Here is a 23,712-nt window from a genome sequence, read left to right on the forward strand (position 1 = left end):
GGATCGTCGTCGGACGCACCGGTGATGAGACCCCGATCCAGCACGCCGAGCAGCCGCTTTGGCGACGGCCGGACTTACCGCTTTGGTATTCATGCTGCCGGATCCCCTGCCCTGTCATATCAACTCCCCACCTTGGCAAAAGCCCCAACTGACCAAACCGTCAGTCCACCTCGATTACCTTGCGCGTCGGCTTTCGTTGGCGGGGCGGCTGCTTTGCGGCTACGGGCGCGGGCGGGGTCTGCGCTATCGATGCCTCCAACAACTGTCGCTGTTCTCTAAGCCGCGCCGTCTTGGCTTCCCTGGCATGCCGCTCCGCTTCCAACAGCAACTTGGCTTCTCGATCCGCCCTCTCGATCTTTTCCCTGTCGATGCGTCGTGTTTTCAAGGTCGCCTCCTTTGGTCAGACGGCGAACAAAGTGCGGACCTGAAAAAATGTTCCCAACAAATTAAGGCCTGATCTGCCTTGGCTGGATCTCGGGCGTCGTACCTGCAAGCCAGCGCCAGGGCTGGCGGAACGGCGGCCGAACCATTGGAATGAGAGAGATCTCCAAACGGACAAATGCCCGAAACCAATTTCACCGGCGTGGGTTGAAGATGGACATGGGGGACTTGTTTTCACAGTCTGACGACAAAGAAGCGGATGTTTGAAGGATTCAAGCTAGAGACCGTGGATCTGCCCGAGTCCTCACTGCGAGTCAGGTATGGAGGTTCAGGCCCGCCGCTTCTTTTGCTGCATGGCCATCCTCGGACGCACGTTACCTGGCACCGGGTAGCCCCACTTCTCGCCGCCGACCACACAGTTGTCTGCCCCGATCTGAGGGGCTTTGGCCAGTCCTCGGTACCGGCGGACGCCGTGGACCATGCTGGATCCTCCAAGCGTGCCAAGGCCAGGGACTGCATTGCTCTCATGGGACATCTCGGCTTTCGCCGGTTTGCCATCGCAGGCCATGACCGCGGCAGCTACACAGCGTTCCGAACAGCCATGGATCACCCGTCGGCGATCAGCCATCTGATCGTCATGGACAGCGTCCCTATCCTGGAAGCCCTCGAACGCTGCGACGCCCGCTTTGCGAAGCTCTGGTGGCATTGGTTCTTTTTCGCACAGCCAGACAAGCCCGAACGCGCAATCATGGCCGATCCTGACGCATGGTATGGCGGCTCAGCCGAGTCCATGGGGGCTGAGGCCTATGTCGACTACAAGGACGCAATCCACGATCCGAATGTTGTTCACGGCATGCTTGAAGACTATCGGGCAGGTCTGGCCATCGACCAATTGCACGATGCCGACGACAGGAAAGCTGGTCGCCGGGTCGCGTGCCCGACCTTGGCGCTCTGGTCCGCCCGCGATGACCTTGAGGCACTCTACGGCAACGTGCTCGATGTTTGGCGACCCTGGACCACCGAACTGAAGGGCCAACCGATCGAAAGCGGACATCATATGGCCGAAGAAGCAGCCGAGGCGGTAGCCGCAGCTGTCATGGCGTTCTTGCGCGAACCGACGTCGTCATGCGGCGAGCTTTGCTGAACCAATCCGTTTGATGGCACTGCTGATCGACCGTTCGCCGTCATCGTAGTCAGCCCAGGCGACGGTCTTTTTCAGGTGGCCCGGGACCGTGCGAACGGTGTATTTTTTCGGATCGAGATCCGCCTTCACCTGACTCCAGGTCAGCGGCATGGATACAGTCGCGCCTTCCCTGGCGCGAGGGGAGAGAGGGGCGACGGCTGTCGCCATGCGATCATTCCTGAGATAGTCGAGAAAAATCCGGGATGTCCGCAGCTTCTTGGCCATGTTGACGAGGTAGAGATCGGGGCTGTCTGCCGCCATCTGCATGCAGACGGCCTTTGCGAAGGCCTTGGCCTCGGCCCATGTCGTCTTGCTGCGTTGGGCCGTCAATGGCGTCACGACATGCAAGCCTTTGCCGCCCGTGGTTTTGCAGAAGCTCACCAAGCCCAGATCTTCGAGACGATCGCGCATTTCCTTGGCTGCCGCGACCACCTTCGCAAAAGGGACTTCCGGACCGGGGTCAAGGTCGAAGACAAGTCGGCCAGGTATTTCGGGATGACCCGGCTGGCAATTCCAGGGGTGAAGCTCAAGGCCGCCTATCTGGGCGATCGCGGCCAGACCCTCGACGCGGTCGATTTGCAGATACGGTTTGTGGTCGCCGAAGACTTTTACCAGTTCCAGCAGATTGGATGTGCCTGGCATTGCGTGGCGCTGGAAAAACTGCTCGCCGGCGTAGCCATCCGGCGCACGCACGAGTGAACAGGGACGACCTTTGATATGTCTGATCATCCAGGGGCCAACGGCCTCGAAATATTCTGCAAGATCGAGCTTGTCGACGGGCTGACCGTCGCCGGCATTCGGCCAAAGCGGCTTGTCCGGCTTGGAAATGATGACGCCCATGACAACCGGGCTTTTTCCTGTCTTGCCAGTCACCTTGGCAGGGTCGGCAATCGGCGTCTCTTGAGGATCGGCTGGACGCTCGGCCTCGACGTCTTTTGCGGGCTTGTCTTCACGCAGGCCTTTGAAGGCGGCCTGCCGGATATTGCCACCCCCGGTCCAGCCGGCGAACTCGATTTCCGCGACCAATTCCGGCTTCGTCCAGAAGACGGTTGAATTCCTTTTCGGTGCGCCATCGCCGGTAAACGGCGACGTCGCGGCTTTCATCTCCTGCAGCCTGGGCATCAGCTGCTTGACCTTTGCCTCGCTGAATCCGGTCCCCACACGGCCGATATAGGCGAAATGTTCACCGCGATTGACGCCGACGAGCAATGACCGGAATTTGCCGTTGGTCGTCGACCAGCCGCCGATGACCACCTCATGCCCGGCGCGGCATTTCGATTTTGCCCAGGTGTCGGTCCTCCCCGAAACATAGGTTGCATCGGCCCTCTTGGAGACAATCCCCTCAAGCGAAAGGCGACAGGCAGAACGCAGCACCGCGTCGCCGCCATTGCTGAAGTGCTCGACATAGCGGATGAGATTTTGCGCGCCGCGATCGACTTCGCCGAGCATCTCGCCCAGACGTTCCTTCCGTTGTGAGAGAGGCATCTTTCGCAGATCGACGCCATTTGCGAAGAGCAGGTCAAAGGCAAAGTAGATCAGGTCCTTCGTCCGGCGCTCCGACAGCGCTGCCTGCAGTGCGGCAAAATCGGGCGCCCCGTTCTCGCCAAGCGCTACGATCTCGCCGTCGATGATGACATTGGGAAGGCTGGCGGCCTCCTTTGCGATGGCGCCAAATTTCTCCGTCCAGTCAAGACCCTTGCGGGTCTTAAGGGCGATGTCCTTGTCTTCCACGCGCAACTGGACGCGATAACCGTCAAACTTGATTTCGTGAACCCAGTTCGTCCCGGCCGGCGGCCGGGAGAGCGTCGCGCAAAGCTGTGGTGGGATGAAGTCGGGCATCTTCGCCGCTGAGGCAGGACCGGCTCGCTTCGGCCGCGGAGCAGGCATTGCCGACCTGGCGGCGCGCTCGTCGGCCGCATGGCCGCGCTTGCTGTCCCAAACGGCATCCGCATCGGCCAACGATGAACCTTTCATCATGAACGGCTTCGGACCTGCCCCCTTCCCCGCTGCAATCCTCTCCATGCTCCGACCCGAGGCGACGGATCGATCCTGAGCCAGCACCGCATCGCCATTGCCCTCTGTCGCGTATTTGTCGCGGTGTTTTATCAGCAGCCAGTTGGTCCGCTTCCCGCCATTGCGGTCATGCTTCATGCGCACGAGGACGAAGCTTCCATGCAGGCGCTTGCCCTGCAGCGTGAATTTCAGGTCGCCTTTTTCCAACGCCTTTTCGGGAGACATGGCGCCTTCCGGTTCCCAATATCCGCGATCCCACAACTGCACCGTGCCGCCACCATATTGTCCTTGGGGAATCGTGCCTTCGAAGTCGCCGTACTCCAGCGGGTGATCCTCAACCTCCACGGCAAGTCGTTTGTCGTGAGGATCCAGTGATGGACCTTTGGTCACAGCCCATGATTTGAAGACCCCGCCAAGCTCGAGGCGAAGATCATAGTGCAGCCGCGTGGCCGCGTGTTTTTGGATGACGAACCGGAGTCGGTTCGAACCCGCAATCGAGCTTTCGCCGCTGGGCTCTTTCGTCTTCGCGAAATCCCTTTTGGCCCGGTAGGTGGAAAGCTCGCCCGTTTTCATGGAAGTGCCCCGACTAATGACGCAACGCCGAACTCAACGCAGTGGGTGAGATTTGGTTCGGTTCATAGCCGAGACGGCGCCGATGCTGCTTTTCCGCTTCAGAGTGGCATCGCCGTCAAATGTAGGCATTCACGGAGATTACACGTGATGTCGTCACCGCTGACGTTAAGGTTCCTTGGTTTGCCCAACCATTTTTGCAAGCTCTGGAAATGGTGGGATGTCCAGTTCGCCTTGCGCGTTGTTTGCGATCTGCAGAAGCCGGATCGGGAAGCAGATCGCGTCACGGTTGGCCGGTGACATATCTTCGTAGGTCCGCTCGTCACTTGTCATGGACGCCTCTGCCTTTCGCAGGGCGGTATCGATCTCGTCAATTGACAGCAGACCTTTGTGAACGAGCAGATTGTTGATTGACGCGACCGCCATCATCAACCCTTCAAGCTGAAGATTGGCAACGTTCATGGCTTGACCGTGTTTCCGCCGCCCGGCCTCGCCGGGGCGTTCTGGCCATCGGATTGGTGCGTCTTGTCATCCACCTCATTGACTGGCCGCGTCAGACCGACCCCACTCTTGGGTTTCTTGTTGCCGGCCGCATCCTGAGAGAACGCATCCGAAGGATCAGGACCTGTTCTAGCCGGGTACTTCGTTGCGCCGGTCTCGCGATGGTTTTCATTATCAGGCATTTTTTGATCACTCCAATCGGATGACCGATAACCATTACGAGCCCGGCGAGTTCCGGCGCCGCATGGAACATTTCTGGCCGTTGGTGCAGAGACAAGCGGGCGTGTCTCGGCAATCGCGCCTCGCGCACTGGCGGCAGGTCTCGCTTTCGTTGCCGACAGCACTAGGTTGCTCGTTGAGGTAAAAGGAATTCCCCATGCGGGTGGCACGCGAAGCCTGGGTTCTTGGCAAGGAGAGCATCCTCGGATTCATCAACGACAATGCCCTCAGCCACGGTGCGGCGATGGCGTTCTATGCCGTTACGTCCCTGGCCCCGATCTTGTTGATCGTTGTTGCGATTGCTGGACTTGTCTTTGGGCATGAAGCAGCTCAACTCGCTCTGTCGGCCGAAATCGCAGGCGTGATGGGATCGCAAACCGGCGACCTTCTGCGCAGCACCATCGAAAGCGCTTCTCACAGAACCGCCGGCACTCTTGCCACCTTGGTGGGCATCGTCACCCTCTTCGTGACAGCCTCCGGGGTGTTTGGCGAAATGCAGCTTTCGCTCAACACAATCTGGAAGATTGACCCACCACCCATGTCTGTGTCGCGATTGGTGCGGGCGCGGGCGGCCAGCCTGGGTCTGGTTGCAGCGTTGGGATTTCTACTGCTTGTGTCGTTGGCGGCGAGTGCCGCCATTTCCGCGCTTGGCGCTGTCATCAACGCCCATCTGCCGTTCGGCACCATCATTCTCGCGTCGATAAACGGCATTGTATCATTCGTGCTGATTTCCGCTCTGTTTGCCGCGATCTTCAAGATCCTGCCGGACCGGTCGCTCGCTTGGCGCGATGTCGCAATTGGCGCGGCAGTGACCGCTTTGCTCTTCACCATCGGCAAGTCGCTGATTGGCTGGTATATCGGAACCAGCGCGATCGCATCCTCCTATGGCGCGGCGGGTGCACTGCTGGTCGTGCTGCTTTGGGTTTACTATTCGTCTGAGATATTCCTGCTCGGCGCCGAGTTCACGCGGGCCTATTCCGTCCGTCTCGGCAGTCGGTCCGACCTTCAACCGATAGTGGAGGCAGAGAGCCCGTCGCGACAGACATCGAACCCTGGGCCAACTATCCAACGCGAGGTGCAGGCCTGGATTGTGATCACGGGTTTGCTGACCTTCGTGGCGACACGGGTCTGGCCATCGCGGCGATCTTAGCTGCTTCCCACCAATTCTGTTTCTTTGGAACGCAACCCGGACACCGGAATTGCATAGGAACAGGAGGTTGCCCATGCCAAAATTCCGCTTTGAGACGACAGTATCCGGCCAGACTACCGCTCTCGAGGAAGAGCTAGCGAGTGCGGAGATGGCCAGTCCGAGAGCAATAGAGATGGCGCGCGTAGCGGTGGCGGCGGATCCTGGGTCAGGAACCAAGCAATCGGGATCGACTATCAAGTTCTACGATGAAGCCGGATACCTGGTCGCCACAGTCAATTTTTCCGACGTGTTGCCGAGTGATCCGGACGCCGGACAGCATGGGATTGGCGACGCGGTTGTCGAAGAACCGGGTGTGATGCGGTCTGGCTGACCCGTGGTAGATCAGGGTTTCACGTTTCGCTCACGCGATCCCCGGCAGGGCAATTTGCTGAGATCGCGAGGTCCTCGGCCATCGTCGGATGCTAGAGCTGAGATTCGATCGGGAGGTGACGGACGAAGACCGCCAGGATACGGCGAAAAAATCCGGCTTCTGGTTCATGCGTATAGTCCTGAATCTTGCCTTCGCCGTATCCATGCCAATGCAGAACATTGTGCTTCAGTTCGAGCCGATAGCTTGTTTCCGGAGATATTTCCGATTGGAATCGATGCCGCAGCTCGGCGACCAATTTCGGATCCTCAAACAGCACGCCCATTTCCGAGTTCAAGGACACTGACCGTGGATCGAAATTGAAGGAACCGACGAAGCCGATATTGTCGTCGACGGTGAAAGCTTTCGTATGCAGACTGGCGCCCTTCGAGCCAAACACCGAGATTGCGGAGCGCCGGTTGAACGGCTGAAGCTCGAAAATATTGACGCCATTCCTCAGCAGCCGCTTGCGATAGTTTGCGTAAGCGCCATGGACTGCGGCGACGTCCGTGGCGGCCAGGGAATTGGTCAGAACCGAAACGTCAACACCGGCGCCGACAAGGTCCAGCAAGATCGCTGTGCCCCTTTTGCCGGGGATGAAATAGGGCGACACAATTTCCAGACACCCGCGCGTGGATTGGATGATCGGACGCAGCTCTTTCATAAGCCAGCTGCGACGTCTCCAACCACGAACTTTCTCCGGCGGATCGGAAATGACCCGCACGCCATCCACCCAATGAACGTCGTTGCTGGCCGCAATAAACTCCGTGATCGAGCCCCGGTTGCCGATGCCGTTCAGGAATTTGGGATCGGGGCCGGTATCGCTTCCTTCAAGCCATTTGGCATGCTCATGCTCAGCCACTGATCCCAAGGTTTTGATTGGCTTGGCTTCATTGCAAGCCCAGAAGGCATCGAATATCGCCGCGGTTTGCCGTACCGCAGGCCCCAGGAGCAGCAGATCGAGATCCCGGAAATTGGTTTCTGCCGCATCGAAATAGGCATCGCCAACATTCCGACCGCCGACAATGGCAAATTTGTCGTCAACGATCCAAGCCTTGTTGTGCATCCGTCGCGTCAATGCAAAGAGCCGCAACAGCACTTCCACACCACGCATGATCCGGCCGCGCCTGATACCGCTCGGATTGAACAACTTCAGTTCGATGTTTGGATGGTGGTTCAGCGCCAGATATGCCGCATCATTTTTGCGCGGATTGACGTCGTCAAGGAGCATGCGCACCCGAACACCGCGCTCAGCAGCTCGAAAAACCTCGCGAAGCAGCAAGCGGCCGGTGTGGTCATCATGCCAAAGGTAATACATCAGGTCGAGGCTGCGCTCAGCGCTCCTTGCCGCCAGCACGCGCACGGCGAAAGCGTCATAATTGTCCGAGACAAGCAGCAAGCCGCTCTTGCCGGCCTTGATGTTGTCGTCTGCGGTTCGCGAAAGTGATACGTCCATAAAAATTGCCACCTTTGGACGGCGCTCGCTGCCATCCCGCTCAAATCATAGCTAGAACCATTCTGAGGTATTCTGGTTGCATACGCAGCGTCCAATCACCCAATTGCTGGATGCAAGTAGGGCCAGCAATCAAGCGGCTGCAGAGCGGTCAGGAGGCTTGAGAGGCGTTGCCCCGACTGCTCTGCTGCCGCCGCGGAACTTGCGTCTCCTGCAGTCCCAGGCCCTCAGACCGCACGACCGTTGGCGGGAGCCCGATGGCGTGCGCCCCGCCGCGGCTCTTCGACGAGAATGACGTGGTCGTTGTTCTCAGTGAAGCGCAGGACCCTTTAAATTTAGATATCTCCATTATCCCGGAACCGGGTTCGGGTTTCCGAGTTAAGAAAATGCTCGCGACGGGCAATTTTCAACAGAGGAGACGGCACAATGCCCACTGCCAAGAAAGCCAATGGCAACAACAAGGACCTGGAGGACCTTTTCCTCGATGGCCTCAAAGACATCTACTATGCCGAGAAGAAAATTCTGAAAGCCTTGCCGAAGATGGCCAAAGGCGCATCCGAAGAGCAAGTTTCGGCAGCATTCGAGAAGCACCTCGCTGAAACCGAGGGGCAGGTCGAACGTCTGGAGGAGGTCTTCGAGATTCTCGGCGCGGCCGCGCGCGGCAAAACCTGCCCGGCGATCGACGGCATCCTGGAGGAAGGATCTGAAATCCTTCAGGAGTACAAGGGTTCGACTTCGCTCGATGCAGGGCTCGTCGGTGCCGCGCAAGCCGTGGAGCACTATGAGATCGCCAGGTATGGAACCCTGATTGCCTGGGCTACGACGCTGGGCAAGGATGACGTGGTTGCGCTCCTCAATGCGACACTCGAGGAGGAGAAGGCCACCGACGAGGCGTTGACTGCCCTCGGTGAAGCCGGCGTCAACGAACGAGCGGCAGAACGGAAAGCGGCTTGATTGATCGCCTACCCAACCGCCTCGGCGACCCATGTGCCGAGGCGGTCCCGGGAGATGAAGGACATGATCACGCATATCTACAAAGGACTGGAATGTTTCCTGCTTGAGTGTTCGGCCGCGCTGGTCAGGCGCCGCGCCCTTGGCGGTTGGCGCAGCGATCCTCGGCAGTTGCGAGAACAGCGCAGAGATGAGTTCAGGGCCCGCAAAGTCGCCGAATGAGCGCCAAGATGGAGAGTCGGATGGGCTTCTTTGGAAAATATTTCTCAGGACTGTTGAGCAAGAAATCGGCTGACGGCAAGGGGAGCGGCGATATGCGTAAAGCTACCGGCGCGGGTCCGGCGATTGCTGCGCATTCCAAAGATGCAAAGACATCCGCTGCTTCCGGTCAAAGCACCAATGCTTCGAGCAAAAATGCAGATGGACGATGACAAAAGGCAAGATTTGGCTACCGACTCTATGTCGCATCGAAGCGGCGCAAAGACGTTAAATCGTCGAGATGACCCGCATAGCAACCTTCAACGTCAATGGCGTCAACGGCCGACTGCCAGTGCTTCTCAGGTGGCTTGGCGAAACCGGCTATGACATCGTCTGCCTTCAAGAACTGAAGACCTCTGACGAAAAATTTCCCGTCGATGCGATTAGAAACGCCGGCTATGGCGCAATCTGGCACGGACAGAAGTCCTACAATGGCGTGGCAATCCTCGCTCGCGGGATTGAGCCGCTGGAACGTCGTCGAGGTCTGCCGGGCGATCCCGACGATTCGCACAGCCGCTACATCGAGGCAGATGTGAATGGGCTTGTTGTCGGCTGCCTGTATTTGCCCAATGGCAATCCAGCGCCGGGGCCGAAGTTCGACTACAAACTTCGCTGGTTCCGACGTTTGATCACCTATGGCCAGGTGCTGCTCGGCGATAGCTCACCGACCATCCTGTGCGGCGACTATAACGTCGTTCCAGGCCCGATCGACGCGGCGGTGCCGGGGCGCTGGGTTGGCGATGCCGTTTACTTCCCCGAGAGCCGGAGCGCGTACGCCGAAATGCTTGCTCAGGGCTGGTTCGATGCGGTTCGTCGCATTCATCCAGAAAAAGGAATTTACACTTATTGGAACTTCTCCTACCGCGGCGGGTACGATCGGAGTTCCGGGCTCCGGATGGACCATCTCTTGCTGAGTTCATCCCTATTGGATCGCCTGAAGAATGCCGGAGTAGATGCCGAAACGCGTGCATGGGACAAGCCGAGCGATCATGCGCCAGCCTGGATAGAACTTGATTGAGCTTCCTCGGCAAGGAGCCTGAAGACCTAGTGGCGCTCCTTCGTGATTACATTTGGCCGCGCATGTCTATCGTCAACAATGAGGACTGCCGGCGCCAAGCGATTCAAAGGACGCAATGATGACAAACACTCAAAAGGAAGCTGAACTGATTGCGCGCCTTGCACGCCAGCATGGCGTCACTGATGGCGCTGTCATGGCTGTCCTTGAGGCGTTGCGGCGTGGTGGTGGAGCCATGGCCCAGTTCAGCCACGTCGACTTCGGAGGAATGTCACAATGGTCCTCCGGCATGACGATGGTCGGCGACATGTTCGATGACAGCCTCAAGGCGAAGCTCAACACTATCGCGGCGGAGCTCTCGGCCTACCTGCGCGAACATCCCGCCAAGCCACAACGCGACGACACGAGCTATCGTTCTGCAGCTATGGCCCACGCCGGCTCATGGTGGCCTGAGGAGTTTGGGAGCCCGTCTGCCGCTGGTTCTCAAAACAATATGCGTTACGCAGCGTTTCCTGAGCGAAGCCGCCTGGTCATCGACGATCATGGAAAGATGGAGATTTATGACACGGGCGACCATCGCATATCCGGTGTTTCGCAGAGCCAGAGCACGGCCTCCACCCTGACCTTTGTCAGCCAGCACGGCGTGGTCCGCGTATCTGATCTCAAGCGCGTATCTGCGACGTAGGTCAGGGCCGCTTCCATGCAGACAGTCACGCTCATCGGCTATCTCGCGACCGTCTGCTCGATGAGCAGTTTCACGCCGCAAGCCTGGAAAATCATCAGGACACGAGAGACAAGCGGCATTTCCGCACCGATGTATGCCATCACTGTGTTGGGGTTCGCCTTGTGGCTGGCCTTCGGCATCATGAAGGCAGAGTGGCCGATCATAATCACGAATGGCGTCTGTCTCCTGCTGTCAGCGTTCATTCTCACAATGACAGTCCTGCCGCAGGCTGAGAAAGAGGCGGTTGCCAAGGCTTTCGACCCCGACGACTAAATTAGCGCTTCCAACTTTTCAGCAGCGGACCTTGGCTACCATATGCAGGATCCTTGCGCGGACGCCCCACCCTGGGGATCGTTGCGAGCGCATCGCTATGCTGATCCTTGCTCCTACATTCGTCATAAGTCCCAAACGGAGGATACGCGCCGACAACCAAAAAGTCATCGGATGCCGAGAGACATTGGTGCCCGGTGCCTGCCGGGAGGACCGCGACGTCGCCAGCCTTCAGCGACAGCGTTCGTCCTTTCTTGCCCCCAAACCGGACTTCAGCATTTCCGCGGGCAATGCCCAGAACCTCGTGTATTTGCGAATGATAGTGAACGTAATCATAGATGCCGTTTCGCCAGCTATCGCCCCATCCGTTTGCATCGAAAAGCACCTCCATGACGGCTGCTGGATCAAGTCCTTCGGGCAATTCGACGGCGCCTCGATAAACGACGAGCGGCCATGCTGGATGATTGGGTACAAGTCCATCATCCTTGAACCAGAACTCATTCGACTTTCGCTGCCTCACAAATCCGGCGACAGCTTGCTTGCGCGGTCTTGCGAAACCGGTGACGTTCTCGATCACTTTCTTGCTGGTTTCCAAAATGCTCATCGACGCTGCCTCTAAAGCAGAGGTTAGTTTAGCCGCTCGCTCAGAGCTCGACCTTTGCGTTGTCGCCCACATTCGGCTTGGCGCCGGTAACGGCCGCAAACACCATCGTTGCGGTAGCCATCATTAGCCCCGGGCTGTCCCACAATTCGCCTTCGTCGGGTTTGACCGTTATCAGACGAATCTCGGGATCATCGGCATTATCCCACCAGGCTGAGTCAGTTTTCTCCCAGAGCTCGGCGATCTTTTCCCTGTCATTTGTCACTGTGGCCGGGCCTGACATCGTGACGTATTTGTAGTGGCTGTTGTCACTCCAGGCCAATGTGACCTTTGGATAGGTCGACAGCTGCTTGCTCTTGGCGCTGTCGTCATTGACGAGGAAGTATATGGCGTTTTCCTCACGGACCACACGCGCAGATAGCGGACGGGCTCGATTGTACTCGCCGTCCCAGGTCACAAACATGCAGACGTCGATGTCCTCGGCGAGTTCCCAGATGCGGTCTGTTGCCTCGGCGGGCGTGAGGTCCGTCTGCTGCTCTCGGTGGTTAGCCATAAGATGTCCTCCTGCGGGTGAATATCCTTGCTGACAACTCACGTCCCGCCACGACGTTCCAACTCACTGGTTCCTTCGACCTGCTAAGCGGCGGTGGAACTTTCGAAATTGCCGGAAGTTTGGATGGCAAACGCGAGGCCATGATGGTGGACAAGACGCTTCGAACATCAAAACGGACACCCGAGCAGGACGCAAAGGGTCAGTCGGAAAAGGACCACAAGGGCGGGGGAAGCGATGGCGTCGCCAGCGCCGATCCGCGGGTGATCTCCGGCAAAAAAGACGGCGACGCGACATTCCCTGTCAAGGGACCGAAGAAATAGCTATGAGCCAATTAGTCGGGCGATCTGGCGGTGTCATCAATGCCACGGAGAAAATTGAAGAACGGGCTGAAATCATTTCGCTAAAGCCACAGAGTCAAGGCCAGCCTTCCCGACTTGCCGCCCCCAAGTGCAATCGCGGCAATCCGTCGATCCGTCTGTGTCGCGATGACACTTTGCTACCGTCACCGACGCGGATCACCTTCAACCCTCCGGAGTTTCATGACGCGCATCGGCCTCAAGGCGCTAATGGCAGCCTCAAGGCGCTAATGGCAGCCTGGAATCACGCGACCTTTGAAAAGAGAGCGACGTCGCATCTGGCCAAACCGTAGCGCCATCGGTGATCGGTTGTGGCAACCCGGCTCTGGTAGAACAGCGAAAGCTGACTTCCTTCGATCATCACTGTCGAGTGGCCGTTCTCGCCCGGTTGACCTGGCTCCAGCACCGGGCCGATCGAAACGTAAGGTCCGCTGACCTCGTCGGCTATGGCAAAAAACACCCGTTGCCGGTTTCCCCGAAGGCCGTCCGGAAGAAAGCACGTGGCATTGAGAAGCACCCGGCCGTCCGGCAATTCGATCAGTTGCGCGCCCTCAATGCCCCATTCGTAGTCGGGATCATCTCTGGTGTTATGGTGGGGAACATCGTTGTGGTCGAGGATTTTGCCGATCCGCTTCCACGGACCGAACCACGAGTCGGACTGGCTACGCGCCAGATAGATGTCGGGCTGAGGCACCCTGGTGAATTTTGGCATAGCAGAATAAACGAGGTAGCGCCCACCGCCAATGACTGCCGGATGCGGATCGTAAATTCCGTCCTCTTCCGTGTCCGGGATGGCCAGAATGGCCGGACTGAGGACTACCCAATGGAACCCGTCGTTGGAAACCGCATGCTCGCAACGGCCACCCGACTTCATGAATTCCGTCTGGATGAACATGTGGAAGACGCCGCACTCGTGGGTCACACCGGGAGCCGCAACACCAGTGCCGTTGATTGGAAGTTCGATCGGCTCATGCTCGGCCCACGGTCCATACAGATCGGGCGCCGTGGCATGCAAGATTCTCCACGTCTCAGTGGTGACCGTGCCGCTTGACCCGAAGACGTGCCAGACACGGCCATCGAAGACAGGACACGGATCCTTGAGATCATCCACGCTTTGCGGATGAAACAGTGGAAAAACGTTGGTTTCAAAGTTGATGTTCATGTCAGCCCCGGAATTCGCCTCGGCAGTCGGAGACGCGCAGAGATACAGGCGAATCATTGATGTTAGGCACATTCTATAGCCAACGAGTTCAACGCAAATACGGCAATGCCGCTGTCCACCAGCATTCCTCGTTCAACCACGCTTTCAGTGGCGGCCGGGTTCCGACAGCCGCCCTCGCCTCCGCAACCAGATCCCGCTTCGTGCGTGGACCAAGCGGGCGACCGGGCCTTCTTCATTTCAGTTGGAACAACTCACCTGATCGAAAGTTAGGAGCTGGAACTAAGTAGTTCTCTCCATTCGCGATTAACAAATGTTAATCGTAACATAAATAGTGTCACAGAGGGAGTATGTCAATGGAAGCGGCCTTTGGCGGGGTAACCGGCAGTCAATATGTTCGTCGCGAAAATATACTGGTTTGCTTCTCCCACTTACGATGGAATTTTGTTCACCAGCGTCCGCAGCATCTCCTCACCCTTGCATCCGCTCAGCAGCGAGTGGTCTATTTTGAAGAACCCGTTTTCGAAGAATTGCCGCAGCCGCTGATGCGGACGAGCGTGGCATCGGAAAACATTCTGATTGTCACACCAGTGCTGCCGCTTGGCACGTCGGCCGCGAAAGCAGATGCCGTCCAGCGGAGATTTGTGCAGCAGACCATCGCTTCTATGCCGCATAGCCGGCTGATCGCCTGGTACTACACCCCAATGGCTCTTCGCTTTACGGAATTCCTCGACCCGGACATATGCGTCTATGACTGCATGGACGAACTCTCTGCGTTCAAGAATGCGCCCCCCGAGCTGGGCCAGATGGAAAAGGCGCTTCTTCGCCGCGCGGATCTCGTTTTCACCGGTGGTCTAAGCTTGTTCGAGACCAAGCGTCACCTCCATCCCGCCATCTTTCCATTTCCGAGCAGCATCGATGTGAGGCACTTTCACACCGCAAGACAGCCAGGAAGGGACCCAGCCGACCAGGCGGGCATTCCTTCCCCGAGGGTTGGATATTTCGGCGTCATCGACGAGCGGCTGGACGTCGATCTCGTGGCGCTAGCGGCAAAGACAATGCCGGACGTGCATTTCGTCATGCTCGGTCCGGTTGTCAAGATCGACCCTGCAAGCCTGCCGCAAGCCGAAAACCTGCATTGGCTTGGCCCGAAAGCCTACTGCGATCTGCCCGACTATTTGCGCCATTGGGACGCCGGATGGATGCCGTTTGCCCTCAACGAGGCGACGCGTTTCATCAGCCCGACCAAGACGCCGGAATTTCTCGCGGCGGGTCTGCCGGTGATCTCGACGGCAATCGTCGACGTGGTGCGCAGTTACGGTGCTGCCGGGCTGGTGGAAATCGCCGACTGTGACGATCTGGAAATCAAGCTGCGCTCCGTCCTTTCGCGACCGCGTCAGATGCTCCTGCAGCAAGTCGATGCCTATCTTGCGGACATGTCCTGGGAACGGACATGGAATGCCATGGCAGCTCACATTGAGCGCGCCTACCAACGCAAGAAGGTCGTGCCCCTTCGCAGGAGTGCATAGCCATGTTCGATTGGCTGATCGTCGGCGCGGGTTTCGCCGGCAGTGTGCTTGCCGAACGGATAGCGTCGCAGCGTCAGGAAAGCGTTTTGCTGATCGATCGCCGCAGCCATGTGGGAGGCAACGCCTACGACTGCTACAATGAAGCCGGCATCCTCATCCATCGCTACGGCCCGCACATCTTCCACACCAACAGCCAAGCCATAGTGGACTACCTTTCGCAGTTCACGCAATGGCGGCCGTACGAGCACAGGGTGTTGGCGGCCGTAGACGGGCAACTGGTTCCCATCCCGATCAATCTCGACACCATCAACCGGCTTTACGGGCTAGACCTGACCTCGGCACAGCTGGAGGATTTCTTCGCGTCGCGACGCGAAACGGTGGAGGATGTCCGAACGGCTGAGGACGTCGTCGTCAGCACCGTGGGGCGCGAGCTCTATGAAAAATTCTTCCGCGGCTACACAAGAAAGCAATGGGGCGTCGATCCCAGTCAGCTGAGCAAATCCGTGACGGCACGAGTGCCGACCAGGACCAACCGTGACGACCGCTATTTCAGCGACAGCTTCCAGAAAATGCCGGCCGGCGGGTACACGCGGATGTTCGAACGCATGCTCGATCATCCGAACATCAAGATCATGCTGCAGACCGACTTCCGTGAAATTCGTGAGAAGATACCGTTCAGGCGCATGGTTTATACCGGCCCGATCGATGAATATTTCGGCTGGCAGCTCGGGCACCTTCCGTACCGTTCGCTTCGTTTCGAGCACGTTACACTGGATTGCGAGCAATTTCAGCCGGTTGCCGTGGTCAATTATCCCCAGACGGAAGATTACACGCGCATTACCGAGTACAAACATCTGACCGGCCAGCAGAGTTCGCGGACCAGCCTGACCTACGAATACCCCACGGACATCGGGGACCCGTACTATCCCGTGCCCCGGCCCGAAAACGAAGTGCTCTACAAGCGCTATGAAGCGCTCGCGGCAAGCTGCCCAGACGTGTGGTTTGTCGGCCGGCTTGCAACTTACCGCTATTACAACATGGACCAGGTAGTCGGACAGGCTCTGGCCACTTTCGCGCGCATCCAAAAAAGCCTCCCGGCCTGGGCACGCACGGAGGAGCCGTTGTTGGCGGAGCCGAGAAGATAGTTTCTTCCAAGACGGAAGATCGGGCGGGTATCAGAAGGAGAAACTCGATGGATACAAACTTCAACTCGGAAAGCCGTGAGATATTTATCGTCGGCTTGCGCAACGCGCACGCCATGGAAAATCAAGCGCTGTCGATCATGAAGCCTCAGGTCGAGCGTATAGAGAACTATCCGGAGGTGGCCGATCGCTTGCGCCGGCACATTCAGGAAACCGAAGGCCAGATCACGAGACTCGAGTCCGTCCTGGAGGGCCTTGGTGAGGAGCACTCCACCCTCAAGGACACCGCCTTGTCGATGGTTGGCAGCGTGGCCGCCATGGGACATTCGATGGCCGGCGACGAGATCATCAAGAACAGCCTGGCGAATTTCGCATTCGAGAACTACGAGATTGCTGCCTACAATTCGCTGCTGGTACTGGCCGACGCCGGGGGCTTCCAGGATGCTGAAAGGGCCCTCAAGCAGAACCTGAACGAAGAGGAAGCCATGGCCAACTGGCTCAAGGAAAATCTGAGCGACGTTACCATGCGATATGCCAGGCTGCGCGAGGCCGGGGCGACTGCAAAAAGCTGATGCACCGCACCGGCGCGGGCGGCGTTTCGAAGCAGACGCCCGCCCGCCCCTCCCTCGTTTGAGGCCTCTTCAAGGCGTCGTGTCCGCCACGAGAAGAGCTTGCTGACGGGCCAGTTCATCTGCTGTGGGTTTGCGCAGGTGTCGCCTGCCATCAGCCTGGATGACGGAAAACAAACCAACCTCGGCATGTCGCGAATTGTCCCAGCCCGGGTAGGCCGTTATCGGGTACAGGCAAATACCCTCGATCGGCGCTCCGAGACTGATTGCGGAACGCACCTCGTCGCAGACATAGTGGAGCCAAGCCGGCCCGCCGGATCCCTCGGAACCGGTCTCCGCAATGAACATCGGCTTGCCGTAGCGGTGGGCAACTTCTAGCAACATTTCTGACAGGGCGCGGTACTCGTGGTGTCCCATCGGAATCGTCGGCCCGTTTACGTACCATTGATTGTGCGGATAAAAATTCAAGCCCACGACATCGACAACATCTTCGCTCCCGCCCAACTCAGGTTCGACGCGGCCCAGCAACATGTCGTAAGCTTCGAACTGCCCCTGTCGGGCGTTTTCGGCCCGGCGCCGTTCGCTGCGGGTCCGGTCACGAGGGGCGATATGGATAAGCGGCTCGGCCCAGACAAATCTGCAGGCGGGGTCGATCTCCCGCATTGCACGAACACCCGCGATGGCGGCCTTCACGAGGTGCCGCTTGAACCATCCACGTTTGTTCGGCCCCACGCGCGGGAAATAGCCGACCTCGACAGCCCATGCGAAAAAGGAGATTTCGTTGATGGGACACAACAGAGGCGATGTTCCGGTGATCGAACGGTGTACCTTGACGGCTTCTGCCGCGAACGAGGCATAGGCGTCGATGAAATGCAGCGAGCCCTGATCGACATGGTCCGGAGATCCGTAGTGAAAGATGTCCCAGATTACCTGAACACCTGCCGATCGGGCTGCCTCCACCATTGGCGCCCAACTTGACCAGTCATAGGTTCCGGGAGCGGTTTCGATCAAATGCCAACGCAGGCCGTCGCGGATCGTGCGAAGGCCGAGTTCGGCGCAGCCGCGGTAGTCGCCCAGGGCATGCAAATTATGCGAGGTCGCACGAATAAGATCGAGGCGAACGCCGTCCTTGCGCCGGTGCGAGGAGCATTCAAAGCCTGCCATGAAAAAACTGGCGAAGCGCGAAGCTTCCGGAACCGAGGCCTCCGTCTGGCGTCCCACTTCGCTCATTTTTCGAAGTCTCCTTTGGGCAATCGGCTTCGAACTCGGCCGCCTTGTCCGGACCGGGAACCGCGTTGGCGAAATACCGAATTCAGTCGGGCGCGCCCCATGTTCGTTGCTCAGTCCAGCTCGTCCTTGCGTGGCCGGGTAGTGCCGAACCCATTGGTAGAGCCTTTGTTCCGGTGGTGAACTGTCCGGGCGCCGCGTGCAAATGAGGAACAAGGAGGCCCGTCCCAAGTTCGGGGCGATGTACAGCCGCCGTCATCCACTCGAGCGGCTGCTCGGCAACAACAGAGGCATGGGATCACATGACCGTTCAGATTCGACTTTCCGAGATCGACCACGCCAGGCGCGAGGATCGTGGCGACGGCGCTTGGAGCATCGCACCGGACCTGGGTTACTTGCGGCTAGCAATCGTCAATGTCGTGTTCTTCGGCGCACCGGGCAGCGGAGATCGGAACTGGGTGCTGATCGATACCGGGTTGCCGACGTCTCGCAGCAGCATTCTAGCGGTCGCGGAAAAGCGGTTCGGCGTCAACGCACGGCCGGCTGCAATCATCCTGACCCATGGCCATTTCGACCATGTGGGAACGGTTCTAGAACTCGCAAATGGCTGGGACGTGCCTGTCTTCGCCCATCCACTCGAGCACCCCTATTTGGACGGAACCACATCCTATCCGCCACCGGATCCCTGGGTTGGGGGTGGACTGATGGCGCTGCTTTCACCGCTTTTTCCACGCGGGCCAATCGATCTTGGCAGCCGTTTGGAACCCTTGCCCGCCGATGGATCGATCCCCGGAATGCCCGGATGGCAATGGCTGCACACACCCGGACATGCCCCTGGGCATATCTCGCTCTGGCGCGAGCAAGACCGCTCGCTCATCGTAGGAGACGCTTTCATCACCACCGGTCAGGAGTCGGTCTATGAAGTCGCCATTCAGGATCTCGAGATGCACGGTCCGCCGCGCTATTTCACGCCAGACTGGGATGCAGCGGAAAGGTCCGTGAAGCATCTGGCTGCCTTGGGCCCCCAGATGGTCATCAGTGGACACGGTGCGGCTGCTGCGGGAGTGGGCATGCGGCAGGCTCTCGATAACCTGGCTGAGCGATTCAGGGTATTCGCCGTCCCGCCGAAATTGAAATTCGTGCGCGAGCCAGCGTCGCCGATAGCTAGGCCAATCGAGCCGCCATCGTTCTGAAATTATGGTCGGATTGGCCAACGCGGGACCATCGGACAGAGTAACTCGGTCCAGCGGAACAAACCCGGCCGGCGACAGTTGGGGCACTCGCTCAGGGGGCGACACCCCGCGAAGTGCCGTGAGGTTCCGCGCCATGGGGAGGCTCAGATGGAAACCCGATGAACGCATGCCTCTAACGCGCGTTCCCGCAAAGAGAGATTGCAGAACCGGTGTTGTTGCCATCCAGCCCTAAGTTGACACGCCAACTGCTCTGGATCCTCGGAGGCGCATTCTTGCACGGTTGCGCGGGGGGAGTGCTCGATCCCCAAGGACCAATTAGCGTCGGCAATCGCACGATCCTTTTGAACTCGCTGGCGGTGATGCTGGTGATCGTTGTTCCCACGCTTGTTGCACTTCTGGCATTCGCCTGGAAGTTCCGCGCCTCGAACAGCAACGCCCGCTATAACCCGGAGTTCACCTATTCGGGACGCGTGGAGTTGATCGTCTGGTCGATCCCGACGCTCACCATCCTGTTCATTGGCGGGCTGATCTACTACGGATCGTATCAGCTCGATCCGCGCAAACCGATCCCTTCTAGCCAGCCGCCGCTCGACATTCAGGTGGTGGCGCTCGACTGGAAATGGCTGTTCCTCTATCCCGAGCAGGGCGTGGGTGCTGTCAATCAACTGGTTATCCCCGCCGGTGTTCCAGTGCGTTTCAAATTGACCTCGGCCAGCGTGATGAACACGTTCTTCGTGCCCCAGCTTGGCAGCATGGTCTACGTCATGAACGGCATGCAGACCGAATTGCATCTGCAGGCCGACCGCGAGGGCAGCTTTTTCGGCCAGTCGGCGCACTTCAGCGGCGACGGCTTCTCGGATATGAATTTCAGTGTGAGCGCGGTTTCAGCCGATGCCTTCACCCGCTGGGCGTCATCGCTGCGTGGCGGGGGCGGCGTGCTGAATGCCAATGCCTATCGCGAACTCGCCCGGCAAAGTACAAATGTGGCGCCGGCTTCCTTCGGTCATGTCCAGCCTGGGCTGTTCGAAGCGGTCGTTCAGCAGACGCTCCCACCGGGTCCGGGGCCTGCTGAGAGCGCAGCCAGCGGCGAGCCACAGGTGAGCCCAAGGGCATTCCCCGCGGCGGCGGCAACGATGACCCATCATCCACAAGGGGCAGAATGACGATGCTGGGCAAGCTCGACTGGTCGGCCGTTCCTTTCGATCAACCCATCCCCCTCGGCGCAGCCCTTGGCGTCTTTCTGGCAGCAGCCGCCGTGCTTGGCTGGATAACGGTGAAGGGCTACTGGCCATATCTGTGGAGCGAGTGGATAAGCTCGGTCGACCACAAGCGCATCGGCGTGATGTACATTGTGCTGGCGATGCTCATGCTTCTTCGTGGTTTTATCGATGCTATCATGATGCGCACACAACAGGTGCTGGCGATTCACGGGCCGGGCTACCTCCCGCCGGAGCATTACGACCAGATCTTTTCCGCGCACGGCACGATCATGATCTTCTTCGCCGCGATGCCGTTCATGATCGGCCTGATGAATTTCGTCGTGCCGCTGCAGCTTGGCGTACGCGATGTCGCTTTTCCGACGCTCAATTCCGTCAGCTTCTGGCTGACGGCTTCCGGAGCCCTGCTGGTCAACATCTCGCTTGTGGTCGGCGAGTTCGCGCGCACCGGCTGGCTGCCCTATGCCCCTTTGTCGGAAACCACCTACTCGCCGGGCGTCGGTGTCGATTATTATCTGTGGGCGATCCAGATCTCCGGCGTCGGCACGCTGCTCACCGGTGTCAACCTGGTGACGACTATCCTCAAGATGCGGGCGCCGGGAATGGGCTATCTGCGAATGCCGATGTTCTGCTGGACCTCGCTCGCGTCCAACCTGCTCATTGTCGCAGCCTTCCCGATCCTTACTGCCACGCTCGCAATGCTGACGCTGGACCGGTACCTCGGCTTCCACTTCTTCACCAACGAAGCCGGTGGAAATCAGATGATGTTCGTCAACCTGATCTGGGCGTGGGGCCATCCCGAAGTATACATCCTGGTGCTTCCCGCCTTCGGAATCTTTTCCGAGATTTTCTCGACTTTTTCATCGAAGCCGCTGTTCGGATACCGTTCGATGGTCGCGGCCACGATGTTCATCTGCATCGTCTCGTTCATGGTCTGGCTGCATCACTTCTTCACCATGGGTGCCGGAGCGGACGTTAATGCCGCCTTCGGCATCGCCACGTCGGTCATTGCCGTGGGAACCGGTGTGAAAATCTACAACTGGCTCTTCACCATGTATGGCGGGCGCGTTCGTTTCGACACGCCGATGCTTTGGGCACTGGCTTTCGTGACCACCTTCACCGTCGGCGGCATGACTGGCGTCCTGCTTGCCGTCCCGCCGGCCGACTTCGTGCTACACAATTCCCTTTTCCTCGTCGCGCATTTCCATAACGTCATCATCTCGGGCGTGTTGTTTGGAGCATTCGCCGGCTTCACCTACTGGTTCCCCAAGGCGTTCGGCTTCCGTTTGCACGAAGGCTGGGGAAAAGCGGCATTTTGGGTCACCTTGGCCGGCTACATGCTGGTCTTCGTACCGCTCTATATTGTCGGTCTGCTCGGCATGACGCGGCGCCTGCAACATATCGATATGGACCTTTGGGCACCGTGGCTGGTGGTGGCCGCTTTCGGCGTGGTGGTGATGATCGCCGGCGCGGCGCTGCAGATCACACAGCTTTTCGTTTCGATCCGGCATCGCGATAAGTTTCGCGACGAAACCGGCGACCCGTGGGACGGGCGTTCGCTGGAGTGGTCGACATCTTCCCCTCCTCCTGTCTTCAATTATGCACGGCTGCCTCACGTGGAAGACGAAGAACCCTACTGGAGCATCAAGCAACGAGGGATCGAACAGAGCGCGGACGAGGAAAAGGCATATGAGCCGATCGAGATGCCTCGCAACAGCCCGACTGGCTTCGTCACCGCCTTCTTCAGCACACTGATCGGCTTCGCGCTGATCTGGCATATATGGTGGCTGGCGATCGTCGGTTTCATCGGCGCATACGCAACCTTCGTCGTATTTGCCTGGCGCGATCATGGAGACTACGAGATCCCTGTCGACGAGGTCGCCCGCATCGACCATGACCACAAGGCAGCCCAGTTTGCCCGGCTGCGCGGGTGGGAGCGCCCGGCATGAGCGATCATGCATTCTCCAGCGTCGGCACCCAGGCACGGGACCCGTATCGGCTCAATCACACGGGTCGGCACGCGGTGCGCTCTGCGACCGGCCACGGAGAAGGCGGCCCGGCCTCAAAGTTCGTCACGGTGACCTACGGCTTCTGGATCTTTCTCCTGTCCGACATCATCATGTTCTCGGCATTTTTCGCCGCCTACGCCGTGCTCGCCAAGGCAACCGCCGGCGGACCGACAGGCAAGGATCTGTTCGAACCGACACGGGTTGCGGTCCAGACGGGCCTTCTGCTCACTTCGAGCTTCACCGGCGGCGTGGCAACACTCGCCACCCGTCGCAGATCAATGGCTGCCACGCAGTTCTGGCTTCTCGTCACGGGGTTGCTCGGGGCAGCGTTCCTGTTCCTGGAACTACAGGAGTTCGCGGCAATGATCGGCGAGCAGGCAGGCCCCTCGCGCAGCGCATTTCTTTCTGCCTTCTTTGCGCTCGTTGGCTGCCACGGTGCCCACGTCGGTCTCGGCCTGCTCTGGCTGGGAACGATGATGGCGCAGCTGTGGGTCAAGGGGTTTCGGCCCGACATTTTGCGGCGGCTCCACTGCTTCGGGCTCTTCTGGCACGCCCTCGACATCATCTGGGTTGCCATCTTCACCCTGGTCTATCTGCTGGGAGCATCGTCATGACCGAGTTCGAGAGCAAGACCGGCGAGTTGCAGGACCGCCGCGATTCAGCGCCGGGCGAGGAACACATAAGCGAGCACGAAACGGCTGGGGGCCTCTCGGGCTATGTGCTCGGCTTCGGGCTGGCCATCCTGCTCACGATCGCGTCATTCCTGGCGGCGCGAACCGATCTGATTTACCAGCCCGCGGTCATCTCGGCCCTGGTGGTGCTCGCTGTTGCGCAGATGGGCGTGCATCTTGTCTTCTTTCTGCACCTGACCACCGGGCCGGACAACACCAACAACATCCTGGCCCTGGCCTTCGGCGTGCTGATCGTCGCGCTGGTGGTTCTGGGCTCTATCTGGATCATGGCCCATCTGAATGAAAACATGGCCGCCATGACACCCCATCAAGCCGGAACCATGCCTTGAACGCTGCCCTGCGAACGCACGGTCGCCCACAGTGCACCATTC

General features: G+C 58.9%; 26 protein-coding genes. 17 read left to right on the forward strand and 9 right to left on the reverse strand.

Translation table 11 applies throughout. From position 1 onward, the window contains the following. Nucleotides 1-160: 160 nt before the first annotated feature. Complete coding sequence (locus tag NLY37_RS14290) at nucleotides 161-385, reverse strand: hypothetical protein (RefSeq protein ID WP_023668054.1); 225 nt, start codon at nucleotides 383-385, stop codon at nucleotides 161-163. A 255-nt stretch (nucleotides 386-640) separates the two neighbouring features. Here NLY37_RS14290 and NLY37_RS14295 point away from each other — a divergent pair, with 255 nt between their 5' ends. Beyond that, complete coding sequence (locus tag NLY37_RS14295; RefSeq protein WP_023741820.1) at nucleotides 641-1,525, forward strand: alpha/beta fold hydrolase; 885 nt, start codon at nucleotides 641-643, stop codon at nucleotides 1,523-1,525. On the opposite strand, the gene ligD is transcribed toward NLY37_RS14295, so the two are convergent. The 3 genes from ligD to NLY37_RS14310 form a co-directional block, all read right to left on the reverse strand. After that, nucleotides 1,505-4,150 carry a DNA ligase D gene (gene ligD, locus NLY37_RS14300; protein ID WP_023741821.1) on the reverse strand — a complete coding sequence of 882 codons (2,646 nt, stop codon included), beginning with the start codon at nucleotides 4,148-4,150 and terminating at the stop codon, nucleotides 1,505-1,507. The two genes, NLY37_RS14295 and ligD, sit on opposite strands and share 21 nt — an antisense overlap. Nucleotides 4,151-4,315: 165 nt before the next feature. Then, nucleotides 4,316-4,609, reverse strand: a complete 294-nt coding sequence (locus NLY37_RS14305) for a hypothetical protein (RefSeq protein WP_023681153.1) — start codon at nucleotides 4,607-4,609, stop codon at nucleotides 4,316-4,318. Beyond that, nucleotides 4,606-4,830 (reverse strand): hypothetical protein, encoded by a 225-nt coding sequence (locus NLY37_RS14310; protein WP_156933724.1) that lies wholly within the window; start codon nucleotides 4,828-4,830, stop codon nucleotides 4,606-4,608. The genes NLY37_RS14305 and NLY37_RS14310 overlap by 4 nt, the downstream gene beginning before the upstream one ends. Before the next feature lie 194 nt (nucleotides 4,831-5,024). Between NLY37_RS14310 and NLY37_RS14315 the strand changes: the two genes are divergently transcribed. Continuing rightward, entirely contained in the window at nucleotides 5,025-6,017 is a 993-nt protein-coding gene (locus NLY37_RS14315) for a YihY/virulence factor BrkB family protein (protein ID WP_023681152.1), read from the forward strand. Nucleotides 6,018-6,090: 73 nt separating this feature from the next. Continuing rightward, the gene (locus NLY37_RS14320) at nucleotides 6,091-6,387 is read left to right on the forward strand and encodes a hypothetical protein (RefSeq protein WP_023741822.1); all 297 of its coding nucleotides are present in this window, start codon (nucleotides 6,091-6,093) and stop codon (nucleotides 6,385-6,387) included. A 91-nt stretch (nucleotides 6,388-6,478) separates the two neighbouring features. On the opposite strand, the gene NLY37_RS14325 is transcribed toward NLY37_RS14320, so the two are convergent. Then, on the reverse strand, nucleotides 6,479-7,879 hold the full coding sequence (locus NLY37_RS14325; RefSeq protein WP_023741823.1) for a phospholipase D family protein: 1,401 nt from the start codon (nucleotides 7,877-7,879) through the stop codon (nucleotides 6,479-6,481). Nucleotides 7,880-8,302: 423 nt separating this feature from the next. Here NLY37_RS14325 and NLY37_RS14330 point away from each other — a divergent pair, with 423 nt between their 5' ends. The 5 genes from NLY37_RS14330 to NLY37_RS14350 all read left to right on the forward strand — a co-directional run bounded on the left by NLY37_RS14330 (nucleotide 8,303) and on the right by NLY37_RS14350 (nucleotide 11,097). Continuing rightward, nucleotides 8,303-8,830: a YciE/YciF ferroxidase family protein gene (locus NLY37_RS14330; RefSeq protein ID WP_023681150.1), complete on the forward strand. Its 528-nt coding sequence runs from the start codon at nucleotides 8,303-8,305 to the stop codon at nucleotides 8,828-8,830. A 215-nt stretch (nucleotides 8,831-9,045) separates the two neighbouring features. Beyond that, a complete protein-coding gene (locus tag NLY37_RS14335; RefSeq protein ID WP_245270903.1) occupies nucleotides 9,046-9,258 on the forward strand; it encodes a hypothetical protein in 213 nt (70 codons plus the stop codon). Between the two features lie 68 nt (nucleotides 9,259-9,326). Then, a complete protein-coding gene (gene xth, locus NLY37_RS14340) occupies nucleotides 9,327-10,103 on the forward strand; it encodes an exodeoxyribonuclease III (protein WP_023741825.1) in 777 nt (258 codons plus the stop codon). Nucleotides 10,104-10,221: 118 nt separating this feature from the next. Next, the gene (locus tag NLY37_RS14345; protein WP_031246168.1) at nucleotides 10,222-10,785 is read left to right on the forward strand and encodes a hypothetical protein; all 564 of its coding nucleotides are present in this window, start codon (nucleotides 10,222-10,224) and stop codon (nucleotides 10,783-10,785) included. A 15-nt stretch (nucleotides 10,786-10,800) separates the two neighbouring features. Further along, nucleotides 10,801-11,097 carry a SemiSWEET family sugar transporter gene (locus tag NLY37_RS14350; RefSeq protein ID WP_023696336.1) on the forward strand — a complete coding sequence of 99 codons (297 nt, stop codon included), beginning with the start codon at nucleotides 10,801-10,803 and terminating at the stop codon, nucleotides 11,095-11,097. Nucleotide 11,098: 1 nt separating this feature from the next. On the opposite strand, the gene NLY37_RS14355 is transcribed toward NLY37_RS14350, so the two are convergent. Together NLY37_RS14355 and NLY37_RS14360 are read right to left on the reverse strand one after the other, a co-directional pair. Beyond that, nucleotides 11,099-11,698: a cupin gene (locus tag NLY37_RS14355; RefSeq protein ID WP_023741827.1), complete on the reverse strand. Its 600-nt coding sequence runs from the start codon at nucleotides 11,696-11,698 to the stop codon at nucleotides 11,099-11,101. 40 nt (nucleotides 11,699-11,738) lie between these two features. Further along, nucleotides 11,739-12,248 carry a pyridoxamine 5'-phosphate oxidase family protein gene (locus NLY37_RS14360; RefSeq protein ID WP_023741828.1) on the reverse strand — a complete coding sequence of 170 codons (510 nt, stop codon included), beginning with the start codon at nucleotides 12,246-12,248 and terminating at the stop codon, nucleotides 11,739-11,741. A 17-nt stretch (nucleotides 12,249-12,265) separates the two neighbouring features. On the opposite strand from NLY37_RS14360, the gene NLY37_RS14365 reads away from it, so the two are divergent. Further along, nucleotides 12,266-12,568 (forward strand): hypothetical protein, encoded by a 303-nt coding sequence (locus NLY37_RS14365; protein WP_156933930.1) that lies wholly within the window; start codon nucleotides 12,266-12,268, stop codon nucleotides 12,566-12,568. Between the two features lie 280 nt (nucleotides 12,569-12,848). On the opposite strand, the gene NLY37_RS14370 is transcribed toward NLY37_RS14365, so the two are convergent. Continuing rightward, nucleotides 12,849-13,766: a glycoside hydrolase family protein gene (locus tag NLY37_RS14370; RefSeq protein WP_023681142.1), complete on the reverse strand. Its 918-nt coding sequence runs from the start codon at nucleotides 13,764-13,766 to the stop codon at nucleotides 12,849-12,851. Nucleotides 13,767-14,119: 353 nt separating this feature from the next. On the opposite strand from NLY37_RS14370, the gene NLY37_RS14375 reads away from it, so the two are divergent. The 3 genes from NLY37_RS14375 to NLY37_RS14385 are packed head-to-tail and all read left to right on the forward strand — an operon-like array spanning nucleotide 14,120 to nucleotide 17,006. Then, nucleotides 14,120-15,292: a glycosyltransferase family protein gene (locus NLY37_RS14375; protein WP_023741830.1), complete on the forward strand. Its 1,173-nt coding sequence runs from the start codon at nucleotides 14,120-14,122 to the stop codon at nucleotides 15,290-15,292. Between the two features lie 2 nt (nucleotides 15,293-15,294). Continuing rightward, nucleotides 15,295-16,437 (forward strand): UDP-galactopyranose mutase, encoded by a 1,143-nt coding sequence (glf, locus tag NLY37_RS14380; protein WP_023733195.1) that lies wholly within the window; start codon nucleotides 15,295-15,297, stop codon nucleotides 16,435-16,437. A gap of 47 nt (nucleotides 16,438-16,484) precedes the next feature. Next, nucleotides 16,485-17,006: a ferritin-like domain-containing protein gene (locus NLY37_RS14385; RefSeq protein ID WP_023741831.1), complete on the forward strand. Its 522-nt coding sequence runs from the start codon at nucleotides 16,485-16,487 to the stop codon at nucleotides 17,004-17,006. A gap of 69 nt (nucleotides 17,007-17,075) precedes the next feature. On the opposite strand, the gene NLY37_RS14390 is transcribed toward NLY37_RS14385, so the two are convergent. Then, complete coding sequence (locus tag NLY37_RS14390; RefSeq protein WP_023691420.1) at nucleotides 17,076-18,233, reverse strand: hypothetical protein; 1,158 nt, start codon at nucleotides 18,231-18,233, stop codon at nucleotides 17,076-17,078. A 299-nt stretch (nucleotides 18,234-18,532) separates the two neighbouring features. Between NLY37_RS14390 and NLY37_RS14395 the strand changes: the two genes are divergently transcribed. From NLY37_RS14395 to cyoD, 5 genes are all read left to right on the forward strand, one after another. Next, nucleotides 18,533-19,423 carry an MBL fold metallo-hydrolase gene (locus NLY37_RS14395; RefSeq protein WP_023741832.1) on the forward strand — a complete coding sequence of 297 codons (891 nt, stop codon included), beginning with the start codon at nucleotides 18,533-18,535 and terminating at the stop codon, nucleotides 19,421-19,423. A gap of 197 nt (nucleotides 19,424-19,620) precedes the next feature. Continuing rightward, nucleotides 19,621-20,586 carry a ubiquinol oxidase subunit II gene (gene cyoA, locus NLY37_RS14400; protein WP_084558947.1) on the forward strand — a complete coding sequence of 322 codons (966 nt, stop codon included), beginning with the start codon at nucleotides 19,621-19,623 and terminating at the stop codon, nucleotides 20,584-20,586. A gap of 2 nt (nucleotides 20,587-20,588) precedes the next feature. Continuing rightward, entirely contained in the window at nucleotides 20,589-22,589 is a 2,001-nt protein-coding gene (gene cyoB, locus NLY37_RS14405; RefSeq protein ID WP_023733200.1) for a cytochrome o ubiquinol oxidase subunit I, read from the forward strand. Continuing rightward, nucleotides 22,586-23,263 (forward strand): cytochrome (ubi)quinol oxidase subunit III, encoded by a 678-nt coding sequence (locus NLY37_RS14410; RefSeq protein ID WP_023741834.1) that lies wholly within the window; start codon nucleotides 22,586-22,588, stop codon nucleotides 23,261-23,263. Before cyoB ends, NLY37_RS14410 begins: the two co-directional genes overlap by 4 nt. Then, a complete protein-coding gene (gene cyoD, locus NLY37_RS14415) occupies nucleotides 23,260-23,670 on the forward strand; it encodes a cytochrome o ubiquinol oxidase subunit IV (protein ID WP_023668026.1) in 411 nt (136 codons plus the stop codon). Before NLY37_RS14410 ends, cyoD begins: the two co-directional genes overlap by 4 nt. The last annotated feature ends 42 nt before the right edge of the window (nucleotides 23,671-23,712 follow it).

Source organism: Mesorhizobium sp. C395A (assembly GCF_030323205.1).
In the GTDB taxonomy this organism is placed as follows: domain Bacteria; phylum Pseudomonadota; class Alphaproteobacteria; order Rhizobiales; family Rhizobiaceae; genus Mesorhizobium.

What these genes read in the sequence shown, in the direction of transcription:
- NLY37_RS14295 (WP_023741820.1), top strand. Translation starts at nt 641, where the DNA reads ATGTTTGAAGGATTCAAGCTAGAGACCGTGGATCTGCCCGAGTCCTCA.
- ligD (WP_023741821.1), bottom strand. Translation starts at nt 4,150, where the DNA reads ATGAAAACGGGCGAGCTTTCCACCTACCGGGCCAAAAGGGATTTCGCG.
- NLY37_RS14305 (WP_023681153.1), bottom strand. Translation starts at nt 4,609, where the DNA reads ATGAACGTTGCCAATCTTCAGCTTGAAGGGTTGATGATGGCGGTCGCG.
- NLY37_RS14310 (WP_156933724.1), bottom strand. Translation starts at nt 4,830, where the DNA reads ATGCCTGATAATGAAAACCATCGCGAGACCGGCGCAACGAAGTACCCG.
- NLY37_RS14315 (WP_023681152.1), top strand. Translation starts at nt 5,025, where the DNA reads ATGCGGGTGGCACGCGAAGCCTGGGTTCTTGGCAAGGAGAGCATCCTC.
- NLY37_RS14320 (WP_023741822.1), top strand. Translation starts at nt 6,091, where the DNA reads ATGCCAAAATTCCGCTTTGAGACGACAGTATCCGGCCAGACTACCGCT.
- NLY37_RS14325 (WP_023741823.1), bottom strand. Translation starts at nt 7,879, where the DNA reads ATGGACGTATCACTTTCGCGAACCGCAGACGACAACATCAAGGCCGGC.
- NLY37_RS14330 (WP_023681150.1), top strand. Translation starts at nt 8,303, where the DNA reads ATGCCCACTGCCAAGAAAGCCAATGGCAACAACAAGGACCTGGAGGAC.
- NLY37_RS14335 (WP_245270903.1), top strand. Translation starts at nt 9,046, where the DNA reads ATGAGCGCCAAGATGGAGAGTCGGATGGGCTTCTTTGGAAAATATTTC.
- xth (WP_023741825.1), top strand. Translation starts at nt 9,327, where the DNA reads ATGACCCGCATAGCAACCTTCAACGTCAATGGCGTCAACGGCCGACTG.
- NLY37_RS14345 (WP_031246168.1), top strand. Translation starts at nt 10,222, where the DNA reads ATGACAAACACTCAAAAGGAAGCTGAACTGATTGCGCGCCTTGCACGC.
- NLY37_RS14350 (WP_023696336.1), top strand. Translation starts at nt 10,801, where the DNA reads ATGCAGACAGTCACGCTCATCGGCTATCTCGCGACCGTCTGCTCGATG.
- NLY37_RS14355 (WP_023741827.1), bottom strand. Translation starts at nt 11,698, where the DNA reads ATGAGCATTTTGGAAACCAGCAAGAAAGTGATCGAGAACGTCACCGGT.
- NLY37_RS14360 (WP_023741828.1), bottom strand. Translation starts at nt 12,248, where the DNA reads ATGGCTAACCACCGAGAGCAGCAGACGGACCTCACGCCCGCCGAGGCA.
- NLY37_RS14370 (WP_023681142.1), bottom strand. Translation starts at nt 13,766, where the DNA reads ATGAACATCAACTTTGAAACCAACGTTTTTCCACTGTTTCATCCGCAA.
- NLY37_RS14375 (WP_023741830.1), top strand. Translation starts at nt 14,120, where the DNA reads ATGGAAGCGGCCTTTGGCGGGGTAACCGGCAGTCAATATGTTCGTCGC.
- glf (WP_023733195.1), top strand. Translation starts at nt 15,295, where the DNA reads ATGTTCGATTGGCTGATCGTCGGCGCGGGTTTCGCCGGCAGTGTGCTT.
- NLY37_RS14385 (WP_023741831.1), top strand. Translation starts at nt 16,485, where the DNA reads ATGGATACAAACTTCAACTCGGAAAGCCGTGAGATATTTATCGTCGGC.
- NLY37_RS14390 (WP_023691420.1), bottom strand. Translation starts at nt 18,233, where the DNA reads ATGAGCGAAGTGGGACGCCAGACGGAGGCCTCGGTTCCGGAAGCTTCG.
- NLY37_RS14395 (WP_023741832.1), top strand. Translation starts at nt 18,533, where the DNA reads ATGACCGTTCAGATTCGACTTTCCGAGATCGACCACGCCAGGCGCGAG.
- cyoB (WP_023733200.1), top strand. Translation starts at nt 20,589, where the DNA reads ATGCTGGGCAAGCTCGACTGGTCGGCCGTTCCTTTCGATCAACCCATC.
- NLY37_RS14410 (WP_023741834.1), top strand. Translation starts at nt 22,586, where the DNA reads ATGAGCGATCATGCATTCTCCAGCGTCGGCACCCAGGCACGGGACCCG.
- cyoD (WP_023668026.1), top strand. Translation starts at nt 23,260, where the DNA reads ATGACCGAGTTCGAGAGCAAGACCGGCGAGTTGCAGGACCGCCGCGAT.